Annotated in this window: 18 protein-coding genes and 1 pseudogene; 6 read left to right on the plus strand and 13 right to left on the minus strand. The window is 60.0% G+C overall.

From position 1 onward, the window contains the following. Positions 1 to 339: 339 nt before the first annotated feature. Positions 340 to 1,194, minus strand: a pseudogene (locus QA644_RS26555) (redoxin domain-containing protein); the annotation flags it as partial. Between QA644_RS26555 and QA644_RS26560 the strand changes: the two are divergent. Further along, positions 1,192 to 1,965, plus strand: coding sequence for a carbohydrate ABC transporter permease (locus tag QA644_RS26560; RefSeq protein WP_239600797.1), 774 nt, complete (start codon positions 1,192 to 1,194; stop codon positions 1,963 to 1,965). The pseudogene QA644_RS26555 and the gene QA644_RS26560 overlap by 3 nt on opposite strands. Positions 1,966 to 2,167: 202 nt before the next feature. Here QA644_RS26560 and QA644_RS26565 read toward each other — a convergent pair whose 3' ends face one another. The 7 genes from QA644_RS26565 to QA644_RS26595 all read right to left on the minus strand — a co-directional run bounded on the left by QA644_RS26565 (position 2,168) and on the right by QA644_RS26595 (position 9,463). Next, positions 2,168 to 2,506 (minus strand): hypothetical protein, encoded by a 339-nt coding sequence (locus QA644_RS26565; RefSeq protein WP_022717797.1) that lies wholly within the window; start codon positions 2,504 to 2,506, stop codon positions 2,168 to 2,170. A 17-nt stretch (positions 2,507 to 2,523) separates the two neighbouring features. After that, positions 2,524 to 3,078, minus strand: a complete 555-nt coding sequence (locus QA644_RS26570; RefSeq protein WP_283073910.1) for an ATP-binding protein — start codon at positions 3,076 to 3,078, stop codon at positions 2,524 to 2,526. A gap of 4 nt (positions 3,079 to 3,082) precedes the next feature. Further along, complete coding sequence (locus tag QA644_RS26575; RefSeq protein WP_283073911.1) at positions 3,083 to 5,443, minus strand: SpoIIE family protein phosphatase; 2,361 nt, start codon at positions 5,441 to 5,443, stop codon at positions 3,083 to 3,085. Next, a complete protein-coding gene (locus tag QA644_RS26580) occupies positions 5,440 to 6,618 on the minus strand; it encodes a class I SAM-dependent methyltransferase (protein ID WP_283073912.1) in 1,179 nt (392 codons plus the stop codon). Before QA644_RS26580 ends, QA644_RS26575 begins: the two co-directional genes overlap by 4 nt. Beyond that, positions 6,615 to 7,109, minus strand: coding sequence for a ubiquinone biosynthesis methyltransferase UbiE (locus QA644_RS26585; protein WP_283074031.1), 495 nt, complete (start codon positions 7,107 to 7,109; stop codon positions 6,615 to 6,617). Before QA644_RS26585 ends, QA644_RS26580 begins: the two co-directional genes overlap by 4 nt. A gap of 54 nt (positions 7,110 to 7,163) precedes the next feature. Then, positions 7,164 to 8,852, minus strand: a complete 1,689-nt coding sequence (locus QA644_RS26590) for an EAL domain-containing protein (protein WP_283073913.1) — start codon at positions 8,850 to 8,852, stop codon at positions 7,164 to 7,166. A gap of 401 nt (positions 8,853 to 9,253) precedes the next feature. Continuing rightward, entirely contained in the window at positions 9,254 to 9,463 is a 210-nt protein-coding gene (locus QA644_RS26595) for a hypothetical protein (RefSeq protein WP_283074092.1), read from the minus strand. Between QA644_RS26595 and bcsN the strand changes: the two genes are divergently transcribed. The 5 genes from bcsN to QA644_RS26620 are packed head-to-tail and all read left to right on the plus strand — an operon-like array spanning position 9,381 to position 18,299. Then, on the plus strand, positions 9,381 to 10,304 hold the full coding sequence (gene bcsN / locus QA644_RS26600; protein ID WP_283074032.1) for a cellulose biosynthesis protein BcsN: 924 nt from the start codon (positions 9,381 to 9,383) through the stop codon (positions 10,302 to 10,304). The genes QA644_RS26595 and bcsN overlap by 83 nt on opposite strands. A gap of 51 nt (positions 10,305 to 10,355) precedes the next feature. Beyond that, entirely contained in the window at positions 10,356 to 12,545 is a 2,190-nt protein-coding gene (gene bcsA, locus QA644_RS26605; protein WP_074073065.1) for a UDP-forming cellulose synthase catalytic subunit, read from the plus strand. Beyond that, complete coding sequence (locus tag QA644_RS26610; protein ID WP_283073914.1) at positions 12,545 to 14,986, plus strand: cellulose biosynthesis cyclic di-GMP-binding regulatory protein BcsB; 2,442 nt, start codon at positions 12,545 to 12,547, stop codon at positions 14,984 to 14,986. The genes bcsA and QA644_RS26610 overlap by 1 nt, the downstream gene beginning before the upstream one ends. Continuing rightward, a complete protein-coding gene (locus tag QA644_RS26615; RefSeq protein WP_239600791.1) occupies positions 14,983 to 16,029 on the plus strand; it encodes a glycosyl hydrolase family 8 in 1,047 nt (348 codons plus the stop codon). Before QA644_RS26610 ends, QA644_RS26615 begins: the two co-directional genes overlap by 4 nt. Beyond that, positions 16,026 to 18,299 (plus strand): cellulose synthase, encoded by a 2,274-nt coding sequence (locus QA644_RS26620; RefSeq protein ID WP_283073915.1) that lies wholly within the window; start codon positions 16,026 to 16,028, stop codon positions 18,297 to 18,299. Before QA644_RS26615 ends, QA644_RS26620 begins: the two co-directional genes overlap by 4 nt. Before the next feature lie 52 nt (positions 18,300 to 18,351). On the opposite strand, the gene QA644_RS26625 is transcribed toward QA644_RS26620, so the two are convergent. The 5 genes from QA644_RS26625 to QA644_RS26645 all read right to left on the minus strand — a co-directional run bounded on the left by QA644_RS26625 (position 18,352) and on the right by QA644_RS26645 (position 24,704). After that, complete coding sequence (locus tag QA644_RS26625; protein ID WP_283073916.1) at positions 18,352 to 19,446, minus strand: diguanylate cyclase; 1,095 nt, start codon at positions 19,444 to 19,446, stop codon at positions 18,352 to 18,354. Between the two features lie 274 nt (positions 19,447 to 19,720). Next, a complete protein-coding gene (locus QA644_RS26630; protein WP_283073917.1) occupies positions 19,721 to 21,466 on the minus strand; it encodes a biotin carboxylase N-terminal domain-containing protein in 1,746 nt (581 codons plus the stop codon). A gap of 27 nt (positions 21,467 to 21,493) precedes the next feature. Further along, positions 21,494 to 23,104 carry a 5-oxoprolinase/urea amidolyase family protein gene (locus QA644_RS26635; protein WP_283073918.1) on the minus strand — a complete coding sequence of 537 codons (1,611 nt, stop codon included), beginning with the start codon at positions 23,102 to 23,104 and terminating at the stop codon, positions 21,494 to 21,496. 7 nt (positions 23,105 to 23,111) lie between these two features. Continuing rightward, complete coding sequence (locus QA644_RS26640; protein WP_283073919.1) at positions 23,112 to 23,918, minus strand: putative hydro-lyase; 807 nt, start codon at positions 23,916 to 23,918, stop codon at positions 23,112 to 23,114. Positions 23,919 to 23,939: 21 nt separating this feature from the next. Further along, positions 23,940 to 24,704, minus strand: coding sequence for a 5-oxoprolinase subunit PxpA (locus QA644_RS26645; RefSeq protein ID WP_283073920.1), 765 nt, complete (start codon positions 24,702 to 24,704; stop codon positions 23,940 to 23,942). Positions 24,705 to 24,710 lie beyond the last annotated feature (6 nt).

Consider the following 24,710-nt stretch of genomic DNA (forward strand, 5'->3'; position numbering starts at 1 on the left):
ATTTTGTTGAGTGGCAGTCTCTGGAGTCTGCTGAAATAGAAATTGGCTCGCCTGACTGTTCTCCAAAGAATTGATGCTTCAAAGTCCAGCCCAAACGCGTGTACTCACTCGCTACGAGGCTTGAGCAGCACTTGGCAAGTCCGGGTTTATTCGAATTGGCCATCTCGTCGTACGGGTCGGGTCTTGCCACGAAGTAGCTACCCGACAGGACCCACCAGACTTTGTCAACAGGACCTAGTCATGGTAGAAAATTGCGAAGCTTAAAAATATCAATGTTGTCATATAAATACGCCTATCAGCTAACATTGTGGACAAAGGCATTGAAGTGTTTTCGAGGCTTCAGCCGAAGGTGAAAGCGAAGGCTTCCACGCCCCGGTCGAGGAAACGGATCTCGAAGTTGCGGACCGTGACGTCTGCAGACTGCCGGACGAGTTGGTAGAGCTTCGTCGCCGTGACGGTGCCGTTTCCACTGGCATCGATATCTGAGCCGCGATCGTTGCCCGGGTCCTTTCCGTCGATCGTCACCCGGAAGCGGATCGGTTTTCCGGCGGCGCCGGGCCCGAGGACGAGATGCAGGTCGCGGGCGCTGAACCGGTAGGCAATGCCGCCGCCCGGTTGGGTGAGCGTCGCCTGTTGCGCGCCGATCGTCCAGGTGCCTGAAAGACCCCATTCATTGAGGTTCGGTTTAGCGAAAGAGTAGTGATACGTGGCGTCGGCCTGCAGGCCTTCGGGAGAAGCGAAATTCGAGGCGCGCCGGTAGCCAAGATAGGTTTCGCCGGAGCCGATATTGCCCATGTCAGGACCGACTTCAGCGCCCTTTGCGTCTGGCACGACCGGTGCGCTCGCGGCCGTCTCGCTACCGGCCTCGCGCAGCAGATCCTGGATCGCCTTCTCGGTCTGCGGATAGTTGCCCTCGCCGAACTGGTGGTAGCGGATCTCGCCCTTGGCATCGATCAGGTAATGGGCCGGCCAGTAGCTATTTTCAAAGGCACGCCAGATGCGGTAGTCGTTATCGATGGCGACCGGATAGCCGATGTTGAAGCCGCCGAGCGCTTGTCTGACATTGTCGATCCTCTTTTCGAAGGCGAATTCCGGGGTGGTGTGGACCCCGACGACCACGAGCCCCTTGTCCTTATATTTTTCAGCCCAGGCGCGGACATAGGGGATGGTGCGGATGCAGTTGATGCAGGAATGCTTTTCCTCTTCCCTTTCTTCTGGATGGTATCGAACGCGGTGCGCTCCAACGCGGAAGTGCTGGCCGTGCCGGTCCGCATCCTACCGCAGGAATATCAATGGGGAACCTTCGTCGAAGCCCTGGTTTCCCTGCCGTTTGGTACCTTCTTGTTCAATTCCTTCGTGGTCGCCAGCGGCGTCACCGCAATCGTGATCGGTGTATCCTGTCTTTCCGCCTACTCGTTCGCCCGGCTGAAATTTCCTGGCCGGGAGGGTCTGCTGCTTGCTTATCTCGGCACGCTGATGATCCCGCAGGTCATGCTGGTCATCCCGCTCTTCCTGGTGGTCAGCAAGCTCGGCTGGGTCAACACCTATCATGGCATGATCCTACCGGTGGCTTTCGGCTCCTTCGGCACGTTTTTGCTGCGGCAGTTCTTCCTCGCCATTCCCAAGGATCTCGACGAGGCAGCGATGATCGACGGGGCGTCGCGACTGCGTATCCTGGTCACGATCATCGTTCCGCTTGCCATGCCGGCCATCGGCCTGCTCGCGCTTTTCGCCTTCATGGGGCAGTGGAATAGTTTCCTGTGGCCGCTGATCGTCACCAACGGCATGGAAAAAGCCACGCTGCCGCTCGGGCTCACCTTGTTCCAGACACAGCAAGGGACCTCGTGGAACTATATCATGGCCGGCGCAGCGATCTCGATGCTGCCGGGCATCTTCCTAGCCATTGTGCTGCAGAAGGTGATCTATCGGGGTATCACCATCGGCTCCGGCTTCGGCGGACGTTAATTCCTGCCGATATTGCGGCGAAATCTGTCAGATAGCCAGCGCGACTCACCCGAATTGGCCGTCAGGAGCGTTCTGAAGCGCATCTGCTTGCTCGACCGCCGCCGAATGAATGCAGCTAAGCAAGCCTCACGGTGGAGGCGAGTATCCGACAATCACTCGGGGCATCGAACGGGTCTGATGCACACACACACACACACACGTGTCAGGTCAGCCGCAGATCCACGCCTGGATGCAACTTCTTGAGGTTGGGCAATGATTTGATCTGCCACGGGACTTGGGAAGAACCGCGTACGGTCAAATGAATGTCCGGGTGATTGCGAGCCTCGATCGTCAATTTGGCAAGCAGGTTTATACCGGAGGAGTTCAAGAATTGAAGTCCGGTCACGTCGAAAGTGGCCTTACCGGCCCCCTCTTCGAGCGCTTTCATGGCCAAAGCATGAATGGGTGCGTAAGCATCCGGGCCTGCCAGCCGCATGGTTCCGTCAAAATAAACGGTACCGCCCTCGGACCAGACGCGGAACGCTTCTTCTCTGATTTCCATAGCACTTTTCTCGCGGTTCATGACGGTGAAATTGGCATTGCGGCATATGTTTCAAGTTTTGCACGGTTGTGGGGGCGGTCCTCCTCGAAGAGCCAAGCCAGGTCTGCCTTGTAGTCGCTCATCAAAGTCAGCAATCCCAATCCGGGACCGCTACCGGCCGTTTTAGCGCTCGCCTCGATCTGCTGGATGAGAAGATCGCTCGGATCGCCTTGCGTTATGCTCGACAGCAACCGCTGGAACCTGGCTGCCGTCTGCCTGTCGACAAAATTCGATATCCTCATCTTAAAGTTGTCGTCTTCCGCCATGGCTTCGATCGCGATCTCGCCTGGAGCACGAAACTTGATGGCGTTTTCGATCAATTCGTTCGTCAGGTAGCCGATATCTTGTCGGACCTGATTATAGCGCCGCTTCGACGGTCGAAATCGGAGCGCCATCATCTCGGCGATGAAATCCGACGTCATGCTGGAGTGTTTCCAGGCAAGGTAAAGAGGGCCATCGAGTAGCCGCAGCTGAACGGCGTGCGTCGCGTCAAACGAAGCGAGATGCTCCTGCCCATATAGGACCGTTGTCATGCCATCACCTATGCCGCACTACGACCAGCGTAATGTCATCATGTATCTTTTGCGTTCCGATATAGGCCATGAGGCTTTCGAGAATGCCGTTCATCACCTGCTCAGCTGTGCGACCGTGCAGGCGGCGGGCGTTTTCGCAAAGCCGCTCGATGCCGAATAGTTCGCCTTCGGGATTTTCAGCCTCGGTGACGCCATCGGTATGAAGGACAATCAAATCGCCCTTGTGAAAGGGTATTTCGCGGGTAACGATGAAAGACGATATATCAGATTCAAGTCCCACTGGCAGGCCGAGGTCGCTGGTGTCGATCCGTTCGACCGCGCCGGTATGACGAATGACAATCAGATCCTCATGCTGGCCCGAAATCGTCAAACGCTCGCCATCATAGTCCAGAAATGACAGCGTGACGTGCTTGTCGATTTTCGTCCGCTCGATGTTCTTGTAGATCGTGCGGTTCAGATAACTGAGGAACCTTGAGGGGTTCGTTTCGCCGGCTTCCTGTAGCGCGCGGGCGACGGACTGCACCATAAGCATCAAAACACCGCTTTCGAGGCCGTGGCCCGTCACGTCGCCAATGCCTATCTTCAGGTGAGCTCCGTTTTGCAGGATATCGTAGTAGTCCCCGCCGACCTCGTCGGCGGGGCGCATATAGGCGGCAATCTCCAACTGCTCGATTGCCGCAAGCTCTTTCGCGCGGGGCAGCACCATAAGCTGAATCTGCCGAGCCACATCCAGTTCGGCACCGAGGCGCAGGTTTTCGCTCGTCAATTGGCCGTTCAGGATCGAGATTTCTTCTTTGGCCACCTCAATTTCCTTCGTGCGCTCAGCAACCAGGTTCTCGAGATTTTCGGTATGGAAGCTGATCTCCTCGGCCATGCGGTTGAACGCGAGACCAGCCTCGCCAACTTCGTCCTTGGTGGGTATATCGACCCTGACAGAATAATCCTTTGTCTGTATGCGCTTGGCGGCACCCGCCAGTGCGCTGATCCCGCTTGTAATTCGCTTTGACGCCACAAAGACCGCCCCCGTGACGACGAGCATCGACACGAGAACCGCGAGGATCTGATAAATCAGAATGCGGTTGGTTGCCCGCGATATTTGATCTCTGGCGGCAGTGAGGGAGGCATAGATTTCACGCTCGGGCACAACGATGCCGAGCGACATGACCTCGCGCTGAACCGGTCCGTTTATCCAAAGATTGGTTGCGTTTAGCTGTTTTGTAACGACAAGATAAGGAACATTTTCGCCGCTCTCGTTCAGCGAGATGTGCCTTATGACGCCATCGGCATCAAGCGGCAGTGAGGCGACCTCCTTTTGGGAACTGTTGCGTAAAGAGCGGTCAAGGCCGGTCACGCCCTTGTTCGTGGCGTCGCTCGCCGAGCGAAGACCGATGATCTTTTCCCCGGCAGGGTTGATTGCAACGACGTTGCCGTCCGACATGGTTAGAAAGCCAAAGCCGCTTTCGGCGACCTTCACGCGCTCGACAATTTCGGCGAGCTGGTCAAGGGTGATGTCTGCTCCGGCAGCTCCCGCCACGCTACGCCGATCGGCAGTCCAAAGCGGATGGAAGAAGCTGACGATCAGTTTTCCCGTGATTGCGTCCGTATAGGGAGCGGTCTGGGTGATATTGTCAGGTACCGGCCGCAAGGAAGGGTCGCTTGCCCACTTCTGCCAGGATTCATAAAGACCGGGAAAGAAGAAATCCCAAAAGTCTGCGCTGTTGTGACCGGGATAAAGCCGATCGAAAGTCTGCGCTTGATCTGTATAAGGTGCCGTCCTGAAGATCGGGCGCTCTTTCGGCCCGATATAGTACATCTGCAGCTTCGATGCGCCGTTTTTCAAGAGGTCTGGGGCGACAAGATCAAGGACCGCACTCGTCTCGATATCGGTCTGCACCTGCGGCAGCGGATGGCGATCCTTGTCCAGGAGGTAGCCCCATACGCTGACGACCGACGGCGCCCCTGGAAGGTTCTGCGCCCATTGACCCTTGGGGTCGAACGTCACGGTCACCGCATCTGGAGCCGCCCTTGCCATGGCGGCTCCAATCTCCCCGTTCCTCGTTGGTTGATCGATCTGACCTTGAAGCACGCCTGTCAACGCCTTGACGTCGGAATGGACCTGATGGAGAAGCAAGCCAACCTGCGCGGCCGTGGAATCGGTATAGGAGCGGATATAGTCTTGGCTTGCCCGTTCAAGGCCGTGTCCCACTTCCGCCGTCGCATCCCGAGAAAGTCGCTGGACATTCCAAAGGGCGAGACCGCCGCTGACAAGCAGGTCAAAAAGGACCGCCCCACCGACAACGATCATGAATTTCGCGCGAAATGAGCGCGGTCCGAGGCTTGGCTTCCTGATCGGCGCGGTCATCATAGCGGTTTTCGCCCGGACGCTGCCCAAATGGGCCAGCCGGCGTAGCCCTTTGGATGAAGCGCCGCAAAGATATGGTCGGCGAATCCTTGTCTGAAACGTTCGACGAACTCCGCTGAATCGCCCCTGCGGACAGACATTTCGCCTGCGTAGACATCTCGCCATGCCGCGATGACGTCTGCGAACTCCTGGGGATCGCCGTCGAGGTTGGTGACCATGAAGCTTTCCATTTTCACCGCCTCGAAGCCCGCGTCCAGCAACAGACGCAAGCTCTTTGGCCCCATTTCGACGTCCATGTCGAAATGACTGAAGAGCTTGGCGACCTCGTTATAGGTCCATTGGATGCTGTCGGCCCGCGGTTCCCCGAGGCAATGGGAGTTTTTCTCGTTGGTGATGTAAACCCGGCCGCCAGGTTTGCAGATCCGATAGAGCTCCCTGAGCAGCAGTTCGGGGCGATCGAAGATTTGCAACGAGTGCCGGCAGGTCACGAAATCGAACTGGTCGCTTTCGAACAACATCTGCGATGCATCGCCGTAGGTGTATTCAATATCGCGGACACCGAAGCTTTCGGCAACACCACGGGCATAGTCGAGGCTTGGCGAGGAATGATCTAGCGCAACGATCCTTGCAGGACCGAACTCCTTTCTGACAAGCATCGCGAAATCGCCAATGCCGCAACAGATGTCGGCAATCACCATGCCGTTGCGAAGCCCATGACGCGGCAATATCTCTCTCTCATGCCGCCACGTCATCTTGGTCTGCGTTCTGAGGATTGGAATGAAGCTTTGGTTTTCAACGAATGTCTGGCCGGGATAAAAAGCCGAGTCGTAGACCTCGATAACAATGTTCGGCGAAAGATCGCTCAAATGCCGGAACATCCGTGCCGCCCAGGCGACAACGCTTGATGCGACGACCACAAATTTGATTTCGGGCCTTGAACGCGAAGCATCGATCAAAACCCGCGTCAAGGCACGAAATGCCGTGCTGTTCATATGCGTAACGCGCTTTAGATTGACGTATAAAACACCGCTGACGGTCTCGATTCCATTTCGCAGCAGCAAGAGATCGTCGGCAATTTCAGCCGTGGAATGAGGGCGAAGCACGCCAGCGAGGGAGAATTCCTGATCGTTGATGTTGAATTGCGCTGTAAAGACAGGCGAAGGACTTTGTGCAGTCAATTCAGTAGCCTTTCGAGCGGCAGGTCGACAATGAATGCAAGTGCGCCGATATCCAAATCGCGGATCTGGATTTCCGCGTCATAATTCACAACCAATCCGAGCAGGATCGCCTGGCCATCGGAGGCGGCATCGTTGGTGATCACGTTGAAATAATTTATAAGGGCCCGGCCGGTTTGTAATCCCAGGACAATCTTCTTGTAGGATTGTCGCTGTTCTGGCGGGCAAGGAAAGATCAGCTCGATGCGCTCGGTCTGCTGGCAGCGATAAAAATTGCATACAAAGTCACCATCATCCGCCTCTGAGCGAAACGACATCTCCAGAAGCTCGTTAAGGGCTGAGGAAAGCAGGTTGGAATGGCGCACAGGATCGCGACGGTCATGGCTGACCATTCGAGCGACGAAGTTGGACAACTGATCGCAATGCAGCCAGTCGGCGGTAAAGCTCGCCATGTCCATCTTCAGACTGAGCAACTGGTCAAATGCGGGGCCCATTGCCGCTTCTTGATTCTTCAACCGACACCTCTCGGCGAATTGCTGCTTCACTTTTCAGGATTTGGCCCGATCATTACCGGGTCCCGTGTCAGCATGCTTGCGAATAAATTCATCAACCATGTCGGCCCCCAGAGGAGGGCTTAGGAAATAGCCTTGCAACCGATCACATCCCTCCGCCTGTAGCCAGGCGGCCTGTTCGGCCGTCTCAACGCCTTCGGCAGTCACGCGCATGCCAAGCCCATGGGCCATTGCGATGACGAAGCGGACGATGGTCTGGCTCTTCTGATCATCAGGCAGGTCGTTGATAAAGTACTTGTCTATCTTGATGTTATCGAAGGGAAAGTTCTTCAGATAACTCAAAGAGGAATACTCGGTCCCGAAGTCATCGAGGGAAATCTGGATGCCAAGCACGTTGAGCGTGTTCAGGGTATCAAGATTGTTGATCGTGCGCTCCAGCAGCACGGTTTCGGTGATCTCGAGCTCCAAGCGCTCCGAGGGCAGTCCGACGACGTCGAGGGTTTGCGACACTCGGTCGGTCAGGCCCGAGGTTAAAAATTCGGCGGGAGATAGGTTTACCGCAATAGTATAGTGGGCGGGCCAGGACAGGGCCTGCCGGCACGCTTCTTCCAGCACCCATTGACCGATTTCGCTCATAAGGCCGTCTGATTCCGCCATCGGGATAAAGGCGATCGGGGAAATCACTCCGAGGATTGGGTGGCGCCAGCGCAGCAGTGCTTCGAAGCCGGCGATCGCCAACGACCGATCGACCAGCGGCTGATATTCGATAAAGAATTCACGGTGTTGCAGCGCAACCCGAAGGCTCCGTCTCAATACCTCTCGCTGTTCCAGCACCTGCAGCATGCTCGGATTAAAGGTCCGCGCGCGCCGGCGTCCGTCCTTCTTGGCGGCATAAAGGGCAACATCGGCAGCCTTCATCAACTGCTCGCTCTCATTGCCGTCGCGAGGTGCAATCGCAACGCCGATACTGGCACCGACAAACACGGTAATTCCGTCCACCGTGAAGGGCTTGCGAAATTCGGCGATCAGCGACTCTGCTAATCTTTCGGCTTCATCCGGCTCCCGGGCGATCTGTATGACGGCGAATTCGTCGCCTGCAAGGCGGTAGGCGGTCTCGTCTTTACCCAGCGTCTTTCGAATCCTCTCGGCCGCAAGCTTTAGGACGATATCCCCGGCTCCATGGCCCAGCGTATCATTGACGGGCTTGAAATCGTCCAGATCGATCTGCATCAGTGCAAGGCCCGCCTTTGCACGGACTGGGAGAACCTTTCCCAGTTTGTCGCTGAATTGGCGGCGATTGGGCAGCCCGGTCAAAACGTCATGGGTTGCCTGGTGAAGGAGTAACGCCCGGTCCAGCTCTTGCGCTTTTGCAGTCTCATCGATGTCAGCGCCGCCAAATTCGACGATCGCAAGGCCGGCCCTGGCCTGGAACAACAGCAGATTGCGCCGCTCGGATTCACCGGCGCCGAGACGAATGGTCCTCGGCTTGCCGGTATTGACGACGAGCTGAACGAGGGCAGCGAGGTCGGGATTTGCCAGGTCGGGATACACATCCCCCAAAGTTACGGGGGCCTCGTCAGCAAGGTCCAGGCGCTCCTTGAGCTTTTCAGACCAGTCGATAAGCCCGAGATCGTGACCCCAGAGCGAAAACAGCCCCTCGGCGTGGCTGCCGAATTCGGACTTCTGCGGAGCCGGCTGAGGCCAATTCGCACGATTTTCCGGCATGGGGTCACCCTCCTCAACCCGCCTCGCTTACTGCCGAACCCAAATCTGTTCCGTATCAGAACTAGAGCGAGCCTCGTTGTAGTCAACGCAGAGCTCTACCAGAACGCGCTATCTTGCGGCCGTGTGACCACCGGGTTCTCGATCGTATATGACAGAAAGCTTATCTAAAGAATAACAAACCAACTTTGGACCGTAGCGGCGCGTTGAGCAGCGAAAATGCTGAGATCTTCGCGGTCAGGTGCTGAGGATCAATCTCACCGGGCGGCACGGAACGGGCGCGTCGCAACATGAGAAGACGCAAGGGGCGATTATGGAGCTTGCTGCGTCATTGCGGCCAGTTGACTGTCGCGAGGGCGCTCGATTTTAACGTTTGATTAACCATATCCGCCGTTTATTCCTCGTTAACGGCCGGTCGGTCGTTGATTCGAACATCCATTGCGCGAAGTGCCGATGGATATCTGGAAAGACGATTTTGCGGCGGCACCCAAAATGCGCTTGCTGGGGTTGATATCGGTGGTCGCGGCGGCCTTGTTGGCCGGCTGTGCGTCGACGAGCGGCAGCGTCAGGCAGCCCTCGGCGCCCGAGACGGTGGCCAGCGAAAAGGCGCTCATTCTTCCGCCCCCCGGTGGCCCGGCCATCGTGAGTGTCGTCGAAACCAGGCGCGGCAACGGCGTGGAGCAGATGCTTTCACTCTATACGTCCTCTTCCGTGCCGGGGCAGAATTTCCTGAAAGTGCAATTCTATGGGGCAAGTGGGTCCAATCCGGGAGCGGGAGGCGCCTCCTACAAGATGATCAGCGAGAGGGGGATTTCTCGCGAAGCATTCGCGGCTGCGCCGGGCGTTGCGATGGCGAGGAACAACACCTTCCTGCAAAACAGTTATGGGGCGTTCGCCTATGCCTCGGGGCGCAGCCGCGCAGGCGATACCTGCCTTTATGGCTGGCAGCAGATCCGATCGAGCCAGGCGGCACATACGCAAGCGCGCAATTTCGGGATGATCCAGGTGCGGCTTCGCCTTTGCGACGCGCGCGCCAGCGAGCGTCAGCTCTTAAGCGTTATGTATGGCTATACGGTCACCGGCACGCTGAACGGCGAGATATGGAATCCTTACGGCGAGGTAAAAGGCGCCGATGAGGTTCTCGGCCGCGTCGGCAGCCCTGTTTACCCGGATGACGGTGGCCACCGCACTAGCGCCATTGAAATCGGCTACGAACCGGCCCCGGCCCTCCGCCGTCAGCCACGTCAAGTGAAGGCGCCGGTGACAGCGCCCATGCCGGCGCCGATCGGGGTGCGTGTACCGCTGCCGGACCCAGCCTTCGAAACGCCAGCGGCCAATACCCAGCCGATGCCGGCGCCGGGCTCCGTTCAACAAGCGGCGAGGGCAGGTGGCATCACCGTGCCTTCCCCCGACTGCATAGGCGATGCGGCCATGACGGCCGCGTGCCGAAGATAGGAAACGCATAGCCGGTGCCGCAATGCCCGGCCATGCTTTGAAGGGACGTCGATGCATAAGGCTCGAAGCATCTTCACCTGGGCGATCGTCTCGCTCTGCGTCTTCGTATTGATCACCTTGCCGGTGAACCTGCAGACTCAGCTTATTGCCAGTATCACCGTCGTCACGATCATGGCGATGATCAAGATCCTGAAGGGGGAGGGCACATGGCGCCTGATCGCGCTTGCCTTCGGCACTGCCGTCGTTCTGCGTTATGCCTATTGGCGCACGACGAGTACGCTGCCGCCCGTCAACCAGCTTGAAAACTTCATTCCCGGGCTGCTGCTCTATCTCGCCGAAATGTACAGCATCGCCATGCTGGCGCTCAGCCTCTTCATCGTCGCGACCCCACTTCCGCCGCGCCGGTCGCGCCCTGTCAAGCAAGAGCGGTTCCCGCATGTCGACGTCTTCGTGCCCACCTATAACGAAGACGCCCATCTCCTCGGCAATACGCTCGCCGCCGCAAAAGCAATCGATTATCCGGCCGATAAACTGCATGTCTGGCTGCTGGATGATGGCGGCACGCTGCAAAAACGCAATTCCAACAAGCTGCTCGAAGCCCAGGCTGCCATTGCGCGGCACAATGAACTGAGGCAGCTCTGCGAGGCACTTAGCGTCAATTACCTGACGCGCGACCGCAATGAACATGCCAAGGCAGGCAATCTCAACAACGGCATGCAGCATTCGACGGGCGAGCTCATCGCCGTCTTCGACGCTGACCACGCGCCCGCCCGGGACTTCCTGCGCGAGACGGTCGGCTATTTCGACGACGACCCGAAGCTCTTCCTCGTGCAAACGCCGCACTTTTTCATCAATCCAGATCCGCTGGAGCGCAATTTGCGCACTTTCGACAGGATGCCGAGCGAAAATGAGATGTTTTACGGCATCATCCAGCGGGGCCTCGATAAATGGAACGCTGCCTTCTTCTGTGGTTCGGCCGCAGTTCTCAGCCGTCGCGCGCTGCAATCCACCAATGGCTTTAGCGGCATCAGCATCACTGAAGACTGTGAGACCGCATTGGCGTTGCACGGCGCGGGCTGGAATAGCATTTATGTCGACAAGCCGCTGATCGCCGGTCTGCAGCCCGCCACCTTCGCAAGTTTCATCGGCCAACGCAGCCGCTGGGCGCAAGGCATGATGCAGATCCTGCGCTTTCGGTTTCCGCTCTTAAAGCGCGGCCTGTCGATTCCGCAGCGCCTTTGTTACATGTCCTCGACGCTGTTCTGGCTCTTCCCGTTCCCGCGTACAATCTTCCTGTTCGCGCCGCTCTTTTATCTGTTCTTCGACCTTGAAATATTCACAGCCTCCGGCGGCGAGTTTCTGGCCTATACGCTTGCCTATATGCTCGTGAACCTGATGATGCAGAACTATCTTTATGGTTCGTTCCGCTGGCCGTGGATATCGGAACTTTACGAGTATGTGCAGACGGTCCACCTTTTGCCTGCCGTCATTTCCGTCATGATCAATCCACGAAAACCAACCTTCAAGGTCACGGCAAAGGACGAATCGATTTCGGTCAGCCGCCTTTCGGAAATCAGCAGGCCCTTTTTCGTTATATTTGCCGTGCAGATCATTGCGCTCGCCATTACGATCTATCGCATCTATGCCGAGCCCTACAAGGCGGATGTGACGCTCGTTGTCGGCGGGTGGAACCTTATCAATCTCATCATGGCAGGCTGTGCGCTTGGCGTGGTGTCGGAGCGCGGCGAGCGTGCCGCTTCGCGGCGTGTGCGCGTCAATCGGCGCTGCGAATTCGGCGTCAACGGCAAATGGCATACCGCCTCGATCGAGGACGTCTCGGTCCACGGAGCGCGTCTCCATGTCTTCAACAAGCAGTTGGACCCGATGACGATCGGCGCCGAAGGCGAAATCCGCTTCCGCCCTTACAGCGGTGCTGACCTCGAAACTCTGCCGCTCATCGTTCGCAACATGGAACAGGACGGCGATATCATGGCCGTCGGCTGCCAGTATATCCCGAAGAGCGCGCTTGATCATCGCCTGATCGCCGATTTGATCTTTGCCAATTCCGATCAATGGGCGCAATTTCAGGAATCGCGCCGCCGCAATCCGGGCCTCATCCGCGGTACCATCTGGTTCCTTGGTCTATCGCTCTATCAGACAAGCCGCGGGCTCATTTATTTCTTCCGCAGCATGCGGCCGGAGCGCGAAGCGCAGCAGCAGATGGCAAAGGCGAACGGCTGATGAGGACGGGTCTTGCCGCTGCACTGTTTCTCATCAGCACCTCGGCGCTCACCTCGGCTCAGACTGCACTGGCGCCCGCGCCCTTTGACATGTCGCCTGAGCGCCCGGCCGGTCTTCATCCCATGGTGCCGCGCCTGACGTTGCCTGCCCCAACGGTGACACCGCCTGTTACAGTTCCAGACGCACCGTCCGTCCCTGCCGCTCCGCCGAAACCTTCCCCATCTTTTCCCGGCTCTGCAAATTCCGCTCGGCCGCAAACCGTCCAGCCTGCCGGCACCCCGACGGAGACGGCCGGCCGTATGCGCCGCTACGTCGTTCCCTTCGACAAATTCGGTCTGGAGGGCGAATACGACCGGAAGTCGTGGAGCGTCTACCTCACTCCAGAACAGGCCGCCGCGCCGGCAAAATTCAATTTCGCCTACCAAAATTCCATCGTCGTTGCGCCGGAAGCCTCGCAGATCACCGTGCTCGTCAACAACCGTCCGATCGGTCAAAAGCAGATCGGCTCACCCGACACACCCTCCCAAGTCAGCTTCGATGTTCCGCGTGGTCTGTTACAGCCCGGCGCAAACCTTTTGACCTTCGAGGCAAGCCAGCGCCACCGCACGGATTGCACGATCCAGTCGACTTATGAGCTATGGTCCAATATCGATCCTGCGCAGACCCATCTGAGCTTCGAAGGGCAAGAAGCTGCAAAGTTGTCAAGCACGGATGCCATCCGTGCGGTCGGCGTCGACGGGTCCGGTAGAACGGAATTCGACCTCCTCGTTCCAGCCCTTGAGCAGCCTGGCACGACGAAGCCGCTACTTCGCCTCGCACAGGGGCTCTCGGTGCTGAGTGGTATGCCGAACCAATCCATCTCCTTCAGCGTCGACACGCTGCCGGCAGCCGGACCCGGCAAGCTTACCGTTCTCGTCGGCACGACTTCCGAGTTGCAGCCCTATTTTCCAGACCTGCCACCGGCGGCTCAGTCCGCAGCGCTCGCGACATTCGTCACCGACCCGCGCACTGGCTCGCCCGTGCTTCTGATCAGTGGCCCTTCGTGGCAGGCAATCTCCTCGGCTATCGATACCATCGTCTCCCCAACTGATCGTGCCCCGGGCATCAGGCGCGATGCGTTGACCACCGAGCGCTGGAGCGCGCCAAACGCACCGTTGATACTTCAAGACACGCGGCTTACATTTGCCGATCTGGGCGTGAAGACGACAGAGTTTTCCGGTCGGCGTTTTCGTACGAACTTCAATGTCGCGGTTCCTTCCGACTTCTATGCGAATGCTTATGGAGAAGCGACGGTTCTGCTGGACGCGGCCTATACCGGCAGCGTCCTTCCCGGCAGCCATATCGACATCTATGTCAACGGCAATATCGCCTCGACGATGCCGATTACCGGAACCGGCGGCGGCATCCTCCGTCATCTGCCGATCCGCGTGGCCATGCGCCACTTCAAGCCGGGCCTCAACTCGCTGAGTCTTGAAGCAATCCTCACGACGAGCGATGACAACATATGTGTGCCCGGTGCGACCGCCTCGACCACGTCGCGCTTTGCCTTGTTCGATACGACTGAGTTCCGCATGCCGGATTTCGCCCGCGTCGGGCAGCGTCCCAATCTTGCCGCCATGGCCGGTACCGCCTACCCCTATGGACGGCTTGCCGGTCCGATGCCGCTCTTCATAGACCGCATCGATGCCGACACACTTTCTGCCGCGGCCACGCTGCTTGGCCAGATGGCGGTTGTCTCCGGTCGCCCCATGAACATAGAGCCGACGGCTTCGCCAGGCACGATCGGTGATCAGGACGCCCTATTCATCGGTTCCATCTCGCAATTGCCGGCGGCGGTCTTGTCCCAACTGAATATCTCCACGGCAAGCCAGGCCACTTGGCGCCCGGTACCGGATACGCAGGTGGTCCAGCCGGACACCAATTCCGCTTTCGACCAATGGCGCTCGAAGGTGAGCAGCGGCGCATGGCGCGGTCAGGTCACGGCGTTCCAGGAGTGGCTGCGCAAGAACTTCGACATCTCGCTGAGTTCGCTGCAATTTGTACCGAGAGCAGAAGCCGTTTTCACGCCGTCCAATGTGGCGAGCCTCATGGTTGCGCAAGGCGCCAGCCCAACCGGCGCCGGGGCCTGGACAGTCGTAACCGCGCCCTCGGCAAAGGACCTGCGCGAGGGTATCGATGCTGTGACGGAGCAGCGCAACTGGCCGCAGATTTCCGGACACATCACCACCTATTCCGGCAAGACCGGTGAGATCGAAACCGTGCCGGTCTCGCGTTTCGACTTCGTGCCCTCGCAGCCTTGGTCGCTTGCGAACTTTAGGCTGATCGCCGCAAACTGGCTCTCGACCAATATCCTCTCCTACGCCTTTCTGCTTGTCGTTCTTTCGATTCTCCTCGGCATGGCGACCTCGGGCATGCTGAGCAGATTGGGCAGGGGCAAATGAAGAGGATCGTGGCAACGGTGCTGGCTGGTGCACTCGCTTTTGCGATTGCCGTCGAACCCCTTCAGGCCCAACAGGTGCTCGTCGATCCAAAGGCGTGGGCTGCCTACAAGCTGCAGTTTCTCGATCCGAGCGGCCGTGTCATCGACAACGGCAACGGCAACATCAGCCACAGCGAGGGCCAGGGTTACGGTCTGTTGCTTGCCTACCTCGCCAACAGCCCCGCCGATTTCGAGCAGATATGGTATTTCACCCGCACGGAACTCCTGCTGCGCGATGATGGACTTGCTGTATGGAAATGGGACCCTTCAGCCAAACCGCATGTGACGGACACCAACAACGCCTCGGACGGCGACATGCTGATTGCCTATGCGCTTGCGCTCGCTGGCACCTCCTGGAACAGGAGCGATTATATCGAAGCCGCTGCCAGAATGGCCCAAGCGCTCCTTTCCGAAGCAGTGGTGGAGGCCGGTGGCCGCACGCTGCTCTTGCCCGGCGTTGAAGGTTTTACACCGCCCGGCCGGATAGATGGGCCGGTGGTCAACCCCTCCTACTGGATCTTCGAGGCGATCCCGGTGATGGCGCTGCTTGCGCCGTCAGACCGGTGGCAAAAGCTTTCCGATGACGGCCTTGCACTCCTGAAATCCCTGCAATTCGGCCCGCGCAAACTGCCTGCTGAATGGGTAAGCCTTGCCCGCCGGCCGGCACCAGCCGAGGGTTTCGATGCGGAATTCGCCTACAACGCTGTTCGTATCCCGCTTTATCTCGCAAGGGCAGGGATTACCGACAAAGCCCTGCTTTCCAGGCTGCAACATGGAATGACCGCAAATGGTGCTCCGGCGACAATCGACCTTGCCACGGGTGGCGTGAAGACGGTGCTTGCTGACCCAGGTTATCGAATTGTTAACGATGTTGTGGCCTGTGTGGTCAACGGCAAGAAACTGCCCCCGACTGCCCGGCAGTTTTCGCCTGCGCTCTATTATCCGTCCACGCTCCAGCTGCTCGGGCTGGCCCTCGTCGTGAAGAAACATCCGGAGTGTCTGTGAAGTCGTCCCTCATCGCATTATCGGCTGCAGCGGTGGTGGCCATCGTAATAACCGGGGTGAAGGACCGTGCCGCGCTGGTGGAGAAATTCGGCATCTTACGCTCGTACCTGCAGACCGACCGCCTGGTGCAACCGGACACGCCCAGCAGCCAGCCGATCGACGTCCAGGCGGTCGCCGACCGTCTTCAGGAGGCGGCACCGGTGCTGACGGCACAGGCGCCTCAACCTCCCCAGGCGCCTTCCCCCCCGGCTCAGCCGCAGCCTGCCGAGAAGGAGCGGCCGGCCCAACAGCCGGCAGGGCAGCAACCGGCAGCTCAGCCGAAGGTCGACGAAAGCGCGCTGCGGTATTTTGCAAACCGCGGCGACAAGGTTCGCCTGCAGGCCGAAATCTCCCGTCTCCAAGCGCTTTATCCGAACTGGGTGCCGCCCGCCGATCCGCTGGCCGTGCCGCAAAGCGGCGATAAGCAGCTCGAAACCATGTGGCAGCTTTATGCGGAGGGGCGTTATGCAGAGCTTCGCAAAGCTATCGCCGACCGCCGCACGGCGGATACCGGCTGGCAGCCGCCCGCTGACCTCCTCGATCGCCTAGATGTCGCAGAAGCCCGGGCGCGGCTTGTGAATGCGTCCGACCTCAAACAGTACACAACAGTCATCGAGATCGGCGCTGCGACCCCGAGCCTTCTGACCTGCAGCGATATAGATGTCTTGTGGCGCGTCGCCGAAGCCTTTGTCCACACAGGAAGGGAAGCGCGCAGCGTAGATGCCTACAGCTACATCCTGAAGTACTGCACGAACCCGCAGGAGCGCCTTGCGAGCGTCCAGAAGGCTTCGGCGTTGCTGCCCTATCAGGCCATGCAGCGGCTGCTTGCCCTCGAGCAGCCTGCCGTGAGCGGCGCGCGCGAGCTCGATGGCATCCGTGACGAGCTCGCTCGCCGCTTCGTCGCTGAAGGCAATGCCGATCCGAAGCTTGATGTCGAAGCAGACTATGTATCGCGTGTTGCGCGTCTCGCGCAAACCCAAGGGCTCGCCTCCGATGCGCTCTTGCTTGGCTGGTATCAGCTGCGACGCGAGAATGCGCCGGAGGCGGAGAAGTGGTTTCGCGCAGCCCGTGCCAAGGAGGATTCGGCATCCGCTTCGCAGGGCCTGGCACTCGCGCTTGTCGCCCGTAAGGCGCCTCAAGAGGCCGAGGATGTCATGTACAGGTGGCGCAGCGATTCCAAGGATGCCACCGATACCTATCTTGCCGCTGCTGCCAATCTGATGGCTTTGCAGCCGCCCGCCGATATAAGCGAAGACGTACTTGGTCGCATGGCAAAAGAGGTCATTGCGCAGAAATACGTGCCGGCCGCGCAGCAATTCGGCTGGTATGCACGTTCGCTCAATCAGCCGCAAACTGCAGCGCGCTGGTTTGAAACTGCGCTTCGCTGGAAACCGGACGACGAACCGTCCGCCTATGGTCTTGCCATCACCCGTGAGCAACTGAATGATCGCACGGGGGTCGCGGAGGTCCAGCGGCTTTGGGCCGGCCGCTCGCAGCGTATCGCCACGCTTGACGATGCATCGCTATCGGCGCCCTCCGTCGAGGCACCGCTTCAAACGTCCGCCCGGCTTCCACAAAGGCTTGCGCGTGCGGCTGTGCCAGCTCAACCGGCTGACGGAGGAGGCGCAACCGAGCCTCCGGGCCGGGCTGTGCGAACCGAAGGATCGGCAATGGAGACAGTGACTGTGCAGCAAGGCACCCGCAAGCCGCGCGGCTGCTCGACCACGACGGATGCGAGCCTCCTCAGCCCCGATGCCGCGCTCAGCCGCGGCTGGTGCCTGATGGATCTCAATCGTCCGATGGAAGCTGTTGCCGCTTTCGAAAGAGCCTTGAAGGGGTCTGCGCGGCAGACGCGCGAAGACGCCGCCTATGGACAGAGTCTCGCTTATCTGCGCGTCGGGCTGTCCAACAATGCGGCCGTTGCGGCAACGCGTGCGCCTCAGAGCCGTGAGCGCGCCGCCGAACTCCAGGTTTCAATCCTCGCTGACCGGGCACTCGCCGCTTATGGCGCCAAGCGGTATCGCGAGACGCTGATCTATCTCGATCAGCGAGCGCAGATCAAACGCGAGACGATCGATCTCATGGTGTTGCGCGGCTATTGCTATCTGAACCTCGAAATGTATGGCGATGCCGCACGGATATTCAATGCGGCCGCCGCCACTGGCAGTAAGGATGCCAACAGAGGGCTGGCCGACCTTAAGCGAGCCACGCGCCCAGAGACGTCGGGCTGATCCCGATTTTGCTGGCAGCGCCGCCGCCGGCGCCCCGGCAGAACCATCGTTTTCACGCAGCCGTTGCCAGTTCGACGCGGTTGCGGCCAGCCGTCTTGGCGCGATAGAGCGCTCTATCTGCGGCCTCGATTGCTGCACGAATATTAGTGCCGCTAGAATCGACAGCCGCGACGCCGATGCTGACGGTAACCTTGATTGCCGTAACACCGACGATCAAGTCTTCTGACTCGATTGCATGGCGGATCTTCTCGGCAACGATTGACGCGTCGCCCTCTTCAGTATCTGGAAGCAGAATGATGATCTCTTCGCCCCCGTAGCGAGCCGCGACATCGGTCTTGCGCACGGTCCGGCGAATGAGGTCGGCGACCCGGGAGAGCACGGTGTCTCCCACATTGTGTCCCCAGGTATCGTTGATCTTTTTGAAGTGGTCGACGTCGAGCATAACGATCGAGAAAGGCCGCCCGCGATTGCTCGCCTCCTCGGCGCAGCGGTCGGCCGCCCGCTGAAAGACGCGGCGATTTGGCAGCTTCGTCAACGGGTCGACGCTCGCCTCATTTTCAAGCACGCGCACCATCCGGACTCGCTGCTTTTCGCGCTCAAGCAGATCGGCAAGGAGGAGGACGCCGAGAATATTGGCAAGCATGACGGGAGCCGCAGCGCTCAGAAACAGGTCCCTGGCGATCTCCGGAGGCAGAAAGACAAGGACGATGAAGGAAGAGACGGTCGCAAGGCCGAGCAGCAGCGATCTCCCCCAGCCGGTGCCGATGCGGTGGCGGGGTATGAGCGTGCTGGCGTAACCACTAAGCGCCACAAGGATGACGCTCACCGCGCCGCCCGTCGCGCCGACGCCGCCAAGAACCAAACGGTGCGCCCCCATCATGGCTGCAGCAATGATGGTGCCAATCGGTCCTGCGTAGAGGGGGGAGAGAACCAGAAGAATGGATCGGGCGTCATAGATAAGCCCCGGCCTCATCACGATCGGATCGTTCATCGAAAGAATGCCGCCGAGACCAAACAAAAGGCCCGCCGCAACGCCCCTCATCAATCTTTGGCTGATGGTGCGAATGACCCAAGCATAGCCATAAACGACTAAGACAGCCAACGCCAAGACACGTATGTAAGCGGCGACGATTTCGCTGATTTCCATGCTTTTCTGTTAAATGTCCGATGACACCGGTACGTGATTCCAAATGATCACCGATAGATGGCAGCCCTCACGCACAAGACAAGGGTGCCGCGCTGTCGAACGTGCCACAGGCGCGCTTTGGACTCCGGTCGCGGCTGGCGTAGGCGGAGAGACCGCCCTTTGCTCCGGCGTGGCAGGAGTAGCCAGTCACCTACCGGATGCGCTTAAGCCTTCCTGCTTCTGCCTTTGGACAACCGTCCGATCGGCCAGACGATATCGGCTCTATTCGTCGGGTCTATCTAACCGACGGTGGGGTCTCGAAGCGGGCGATCTCGGCACCGGCTTGCAGATAGGCGCCGGCTTGGGCCTTGATCCGAATCTTGCCGGCCCGCGATGCCGTCACCAGGGTTTCCATCTTCATCGCTTCAATCACCGCGATCAGGTCACCCGCCGCCACTTCCGCGCCATCCTGGACCTTGAAGGCCTGCAGCGTACCTGAGATCGGCGTAGTAACGCTCGAGGTGTCTTCCGCCCTGGCAGCAATCGCCAGCCCGGTGTCTTGGCCTGCAAGCCCGCCGAGACCGGCCAAAAGCGCGACCGGAATGCCGATCTCATGGCGCCTGCCGTCGATTTCCACATGGGTGCGGATCAGCGGGGGATTGGCAACCGGCTCTGGCCGGGCTTCCGCTTCAAGACGATTGGCGAAATCGGTCTCGATCCAGCGCGTATGCACCTTGAAGCCGCTTTCGCCCGTAAAGTCCTTCGTCTCGATCGCGGCGCGATGGAAGGGCAGAACCGTCGCAATGCCGTTGATCTTGAATTCTCGGAGCGCGCGGCGGGCGCGTCTTAGCGCCTCGTCGCGAGTGGCGCCGGTGACGATCAGTTTCGCCATGAGTGAATCGAAGGTACCAGGCACCGTCGAGCCGGAGACGACGCCGCTGTCAACACGGATGCCAGGCCCGGCGGGAGGGTCGAAGACGGTGATTGTACCCGGCGTTGGCAGGAAGCCTCGGCCTGGATCCTCGGCATTGATACGGAACTCGATCGAATGGCCATGCGGGACAGGCGTCTCGGTGACGCGCAGGGGCAGGCCGTCGGCGATACGGAACTGTTCGATGACGAGGTCGATGCCGGTTGTCTCCTCGGTTACGGGATGCTCGACTTGCAGACGGGTGTTCACTTCAAGGAAGGAGATCGTGCCGTCGCCACCGAGCAGGAATTCGACCGTACCCGCGCCAGAATAGCCGGCGGCAGCGCAGATCTTCTTCGCAGCATCGTGGATCGATTGGCGTTGGGTGTCGCTGAGGAAGGGGGCGGGGGCCTCCTCGACGAGCTTCTGATTGCGCCGCTGCAGCGAGCAATCACGCGTGCCAAGCACCAGCACATTGCCGTGTTTGTCGGCCAACACCTGCGCTTCTACGTGGCGCGGACGGTCGAGGAAGCGCTCGAGGAAACACTCGCCACGGCCGAAGGCGGCCTTGGCCTCACGGACTGCAGATTCATAAAGCTCTGCTACTTCCTCCATCCTCCAAGCGACCTTCAGGCCACGGCCGCCGCCGCCGTGGGCAGCCTTAATGGCAACGGGCAACCCATGCTCTTCGGCAAAGGCGATGACTTCGGCAGCCGACTTGGCCGGGCCGTCGCTACCGGCAACCAGCGGCGCGCCGACGCTCTTCGCGATCCGCCGGGCCTCGACTTTGTCGCCCAATGCCTCAATGACATGCGGATCAGGCCCGATCCAGGTGAGGCCAGCATCGATCACCGCACGGGCGAATTCGGCCCGTTCGGACAAAAAGCCATAGCCCGGATGCACTGCATCTGCACCGGAGCGCTTGGCAATGCTGATCAATTTGTCGATCTCGAGGTAGGTCTCGTCCGGACGGGCGCCGACGAGCCCATGGGCTTCGTCGGCCAGCTTGACGAAGAGCGCGTCCATGTCTGGATCGGCATAGACGGCGACAGATTGCAGGCCGTGATCGTGACAAGCCCGGATGATGCGCACGGCGATCTCGCCGCGATTGGCGATCAGGACTTTCTTCATGGATTTCTCCTCACTTGATTTTGGCCGTCACCGATCTCGAGCCTTGGCGGGCTGAATATCGGTGAAAGCCGTCACGGGCCGGAATCGTATTTTGGCATCGACCGGGATCTGTCCGGCGAGATCGAGATGGTATTCGGCGACCGTGCCGATGACCGGATAGCCGCCAGTCAGCGGATGGTCGGCGAGGAAGAGGACCGGCTGGCCGCTGTGCGGTACCTGGATTGCGCCGGTCGCCGTACCTTCGCTCGGCAATTCCGCCTTGTCCTTGCGCTCCAACGGAACATCGCCGGAAAGGCGGATGCCGACGCGGTTGGACTGCGGTGTCACCTGCCAGAGTTGGCCGGAGAGGGCGGCGATACCAGCCTCGGTGAACCAGTCGCTGCGAGGCCCCATGATCACGTCGAGCGTGATGGTTTCGTCCGCCGCCGGATGGTCGAAGGCTGGCGCTTCATGAAGCGAAACGCTGGTTAGGGCCAAGCTATCATTGTTGATGGCCAGCACTGCGCCTGCGGCGACAGGGTCGGGACCGACAACGGCCAGCGTATCGGTGGAAGCGCTGCCGAGTATCGGCCTAACGGCAAATCCGCCGCGGACGGCAAGATAGCTGCGCATGCCTCTCGGTGCATGGCCGAGCGTCACGACATCGCCCGGTTCAAGCGAGATTGGCTGATAGGTCCCGGCGCTAATCGTGCGGTCAGCTGCATCGCGGATGCTGATCGGGCAGGGCGCGCCGGTGAGCGCCATGACGGTGCGGCCAGAAACCTCGAAGGAAAAACCGCCAAGCGTGATTTCGAGGCAGGGCATGCCGGCCGGATTGCCGACCACGCGATTGGCCGCCTTGAGTGCCCCCTGGTCAAGCGCGCCGGAGGATGAGACCCCCTGGCCCGTCTTGCCGAAGCGGCCGAAGTCCTGGAACAGTGCCGGGATGGGGGCGGCACGAACCTTGAGCGCAAGGCTGTCCGACGCGACTACTGGTGGGCGGGCGACCAGGGTCTTGGTCGTGGTCCTGGTAGTTGAGACTGCTTTCTTTTTGAGATCGAAGAAGTGCACGCGGTAGCCGGGCTGAAGAAGTGCTGGCGGATCGCGCGATAGATCCCACATCTTTTTTGGCGTCGTGCCGACGATTTGCCAGCCGCCGGGGCTCGCCTGCGGATAGACACCGCTGAAGGCGCCGGCCAAAGCAACCGAGCCGGCCGGGATCCTTGTGCGCGGGCTCGGGCGGCGCGGCACCTGCAGTGCCGGATCGCCGCCGGTGAGATAGCCGAAGCCGGGCGCAAAGCCGCAAAAAGCGACGGTGAATTCGCTGTGGGTATGGCGGCGGATGACGTCCTCGATAGACAAGCCCGTAAGGTCCGCGACATCTGCCAAGTCCTCGCCATCGTAGCAAACGGGGATTTCGACGAGCTTGTCGGAGGGTGCCGCGCGCATCGACAGATCGCGTGTCGCGATCTCGCCGGCCAGCTTTTCCAGCGTCAGCTTTTCCGGCCGCAAGCGGATCATCAGCGTGCGGGCCGCAGGCACCATGTCCTCGATACCTTCCAGCGGATCAGCTTTGAGCGAGGCAAACAGCGCCAGCGTCTCGTCGAGATCGGCGAGTTCGACAAGCATGGTTGTCAGGCTGACAGGCAGGAAACGCATGGGAACCTCAAGCGTGATAGGCGGAGTCGGGGATGTCGGTGATGAACATGTGTCCCGGCGCATGGGTGATCGCAAAGGGGACACGGGAGGCCATCACGGCCGCCTGCGGGGTGACGCCGCAGGCCCAGAAGACCGGGACCTCGCCCGGCTCGATGCGTACCGGATCGCCGAATTCCGGCGCGGCGAGATCCTTGATGCCGATCGCTTCCGGCGTGCCGACATGCACGGGTGCGCCATGCACTGCCGGGAAGCGTCCCGAGATGGTCGCGGCGTCCGCCACGCGCGACGCTTGGATCGGCCGCATGGACACGACCATGTTCCCATGCAGGCGGCCGGCCGGCCGGCAAGGCCGGTTGGTCAGATACATCGGCACATTGGACTTGTCCGTGATGTGGCGGATCTCGATCCCGGCCTGCGCCATCGGTGTCTCGAAGGTGAAGCTACAGCCGATCAGGAAGCTGACGAGGTCGGGATATTCGGCCCAGGCTGCGGTCGCATCCGCTGTCTCTTGGGCGAGCTTTCCATCACGCCAGATGCGATAGAGCGGCAGATCAGTGCGAAGGTCGGCGCCGGGCGCAAGCAGGGTCGCATGCGAACCCGGATCGGAGACATCGAGCACCGGACAAGCCTTTGGATTGCGCTGCGCATAGAGCAGGAAATCGAAGGCCCAGTCGCGCGGAAGCACGATCATATTAGCCTGGGTGAAGCCCGGCGCGACGCCCGAAGTCGGCTCGATGCTGCCTACCCGATAGCGTTCGCGGGCCTTTTGAGCCGGCCCAGCATTGATGTGGCGAAGATGTTCGATGGCGATCATTGCATGTCTCTCGCAGGTTGGTCAGGCGGCCAGGAAGGAGCGGACGGCAATCCCGTCGACTTCGAAGACGCGGCGGATCTCCTTGGCGATGGAGACAGCGCTGGGGCTGTCGCCATGCACGCAGATCGACTGGGCGTCGATCTTGATGGTCGAGCCGTCGACCGCTTCGAGCGTACCTTCATGGGCAAGCTGCAGCATGCGGCGAGCGATCAGCTGGGGATCATGCAGGACGGCACCCGGTGCACGGCGTGAGACAAGGTCGCCATCGGGCGTATAGGCCCGGTCGGCAAAGGCTTCCGCCACGGCCTTCAAGCCGCAGTCGCGGGCGAGCTTGAGAATTGGCGTATTTGCAAGACCCATCAGCACCAACGAGGGATCCACCGCCTTGATGCCGTCGATCACTGCCTGGGCTTGCTTCGGGTCGCGGGCGATGCGGTTGTAGAGAGCGCCGTGCGGCTTGACGTAACCGACGGTGACACCCGCTGCCGCTGCGATGCCCTTCAGTGCGCCGATCTGATAGATGACATCGGCGGTCAGTTCGTGGCTTGCGACATCCATGTCGCGCCGGCCGAAGCCGACGCGATCAGGATAGGAGACATGCGCGCCGATCAAAACGCCCTTTTCAGCTGCGGCCCTGACGGTTCTTAGAATACCGAGCGGGTCGCCGGCATGAAAGCCGCAGGCGACATTGGCGCTGGAGACGAGGGCGAGCATCGCGGTGTCGTCGCCCATGCCCCATGCGCCATAGCTTTCGCCGAGATCGCTGTTCAGATCGATGGCAGTCATATCAGG

Source organism: Rhizobium sp. CC1099, assembly GCF_029714385.1.
Lineage (GTDB): Bacteria > Pseudomonadota > Alphaproteobacteria > Rhizobiales > Rhizobiaceae > Rhizobium.

Bases quoted from the DNA above. Each gene is read 5' to 3' on its own strand.
- QA644_RS26560 (WP_239600797.1), top strand. From the start codon at position 1,192: ATGCTTTTCCTCTTCCCTTTCTTCTGGATGGTATCGAACGCGGTGCGC.
- QA644_RS26565 (WP_022717797.1), bottom strand. From the start codon at position 2,506: ATGGAAATCAGAGAAGAAGCGTTCCGCGTCTGGTCCGAGGGCGGTACC.
- QA644_RS26570 (WP_283073910.1), bottom strand. From the start codon at position 3,078: ATGACAACGGTCCTATATGGGCAGGAGCATCTCGCTTCGTTTGACGCG.
- QA644_RS26575 (WP_283073911.1), bottom strand. From the start codon at position 5,443: ATGATGACCGCGCCGATCAGGAAGCCAAGCCTCGGACCGCGCTCATTT.
- QA644_RS26585 (WP_283074031.1), bottom strand. From the start codon at position 7,109: ATGGGCCCCGCATTTGACCAGTTGCTCAGTCTGAAGATGGACATGGCG.
- QA644_RS26590 (WP_283073913.1), bottom strand. From the start codon at position 8,852: ATGCCGGAAAATCGTGCGAATTGGCCTCAGCCGGCTCCGCAGAAGTCC.
- QA644_RS26595 (WP_283074092.1), bottom strand. From the start codon at position 9,463: ATGAGCGCCTTTTCGCTGGCCACCGTCTCGGGCGCCGAGGGCTGCCTG.
- bcsA (WP_074073065.1), top strand. From the start codon at position 10,356: ATGCATAAGGCTCGAAGCATCTTCACCTGGGCGATCGTCTCGCTCTGC.
- QA644_RS26610 (WP_283073914.1), top strand. From the start codon at position 12,545: ATGAGGACGGGTCTTGCCGCTGCACTGTTTCTCATCAGCACCTCGGCG.
- QA644_RS26615 (WP_239600791.1), top strand. From the start codon at position 14,983: ATGAAGAGGATCGTGGCAACGGTGCTGGCTGGTGCACTCGCTTTTGCG.
- QA644_RS26625 (WP_283073916.1), bottom strand. From the start codon at position 19,446: ATGGAAATCAGCGAAATCGTCGCCGCTTACATACGTGTCTTGGCGTTG.
- QA644_RS26630 (WP_283073917.1), bottom strand. From the start codon at position 21,466: ATGAAGAAAGTCCTGATCGCCAATCGCGGCGAGATCGCCGTGCGCATC.
- QA644_RS26635 (WP_283073918.1), bottom strand. From the start codon at position 23,104: ATGCGTTTCCTGCCTGTCAGCCTGACAACCATGCTTGTCGAACTCGCC.
- QA644_RS26640 (WP_283073919.1), bottom strand. From the start codon at position 23,918: ATGATCGCCATCGAACATCTTCGCCACATCAATGCTGGGCCGGCTCAA.
- QA644_RS26645 (WP_283073920.1), bottom strand. From the start codon at position 24,704: ATGACTGCCATCGATCTGAACAGCGATCTCGGCGAAAGCTATGGCGCA.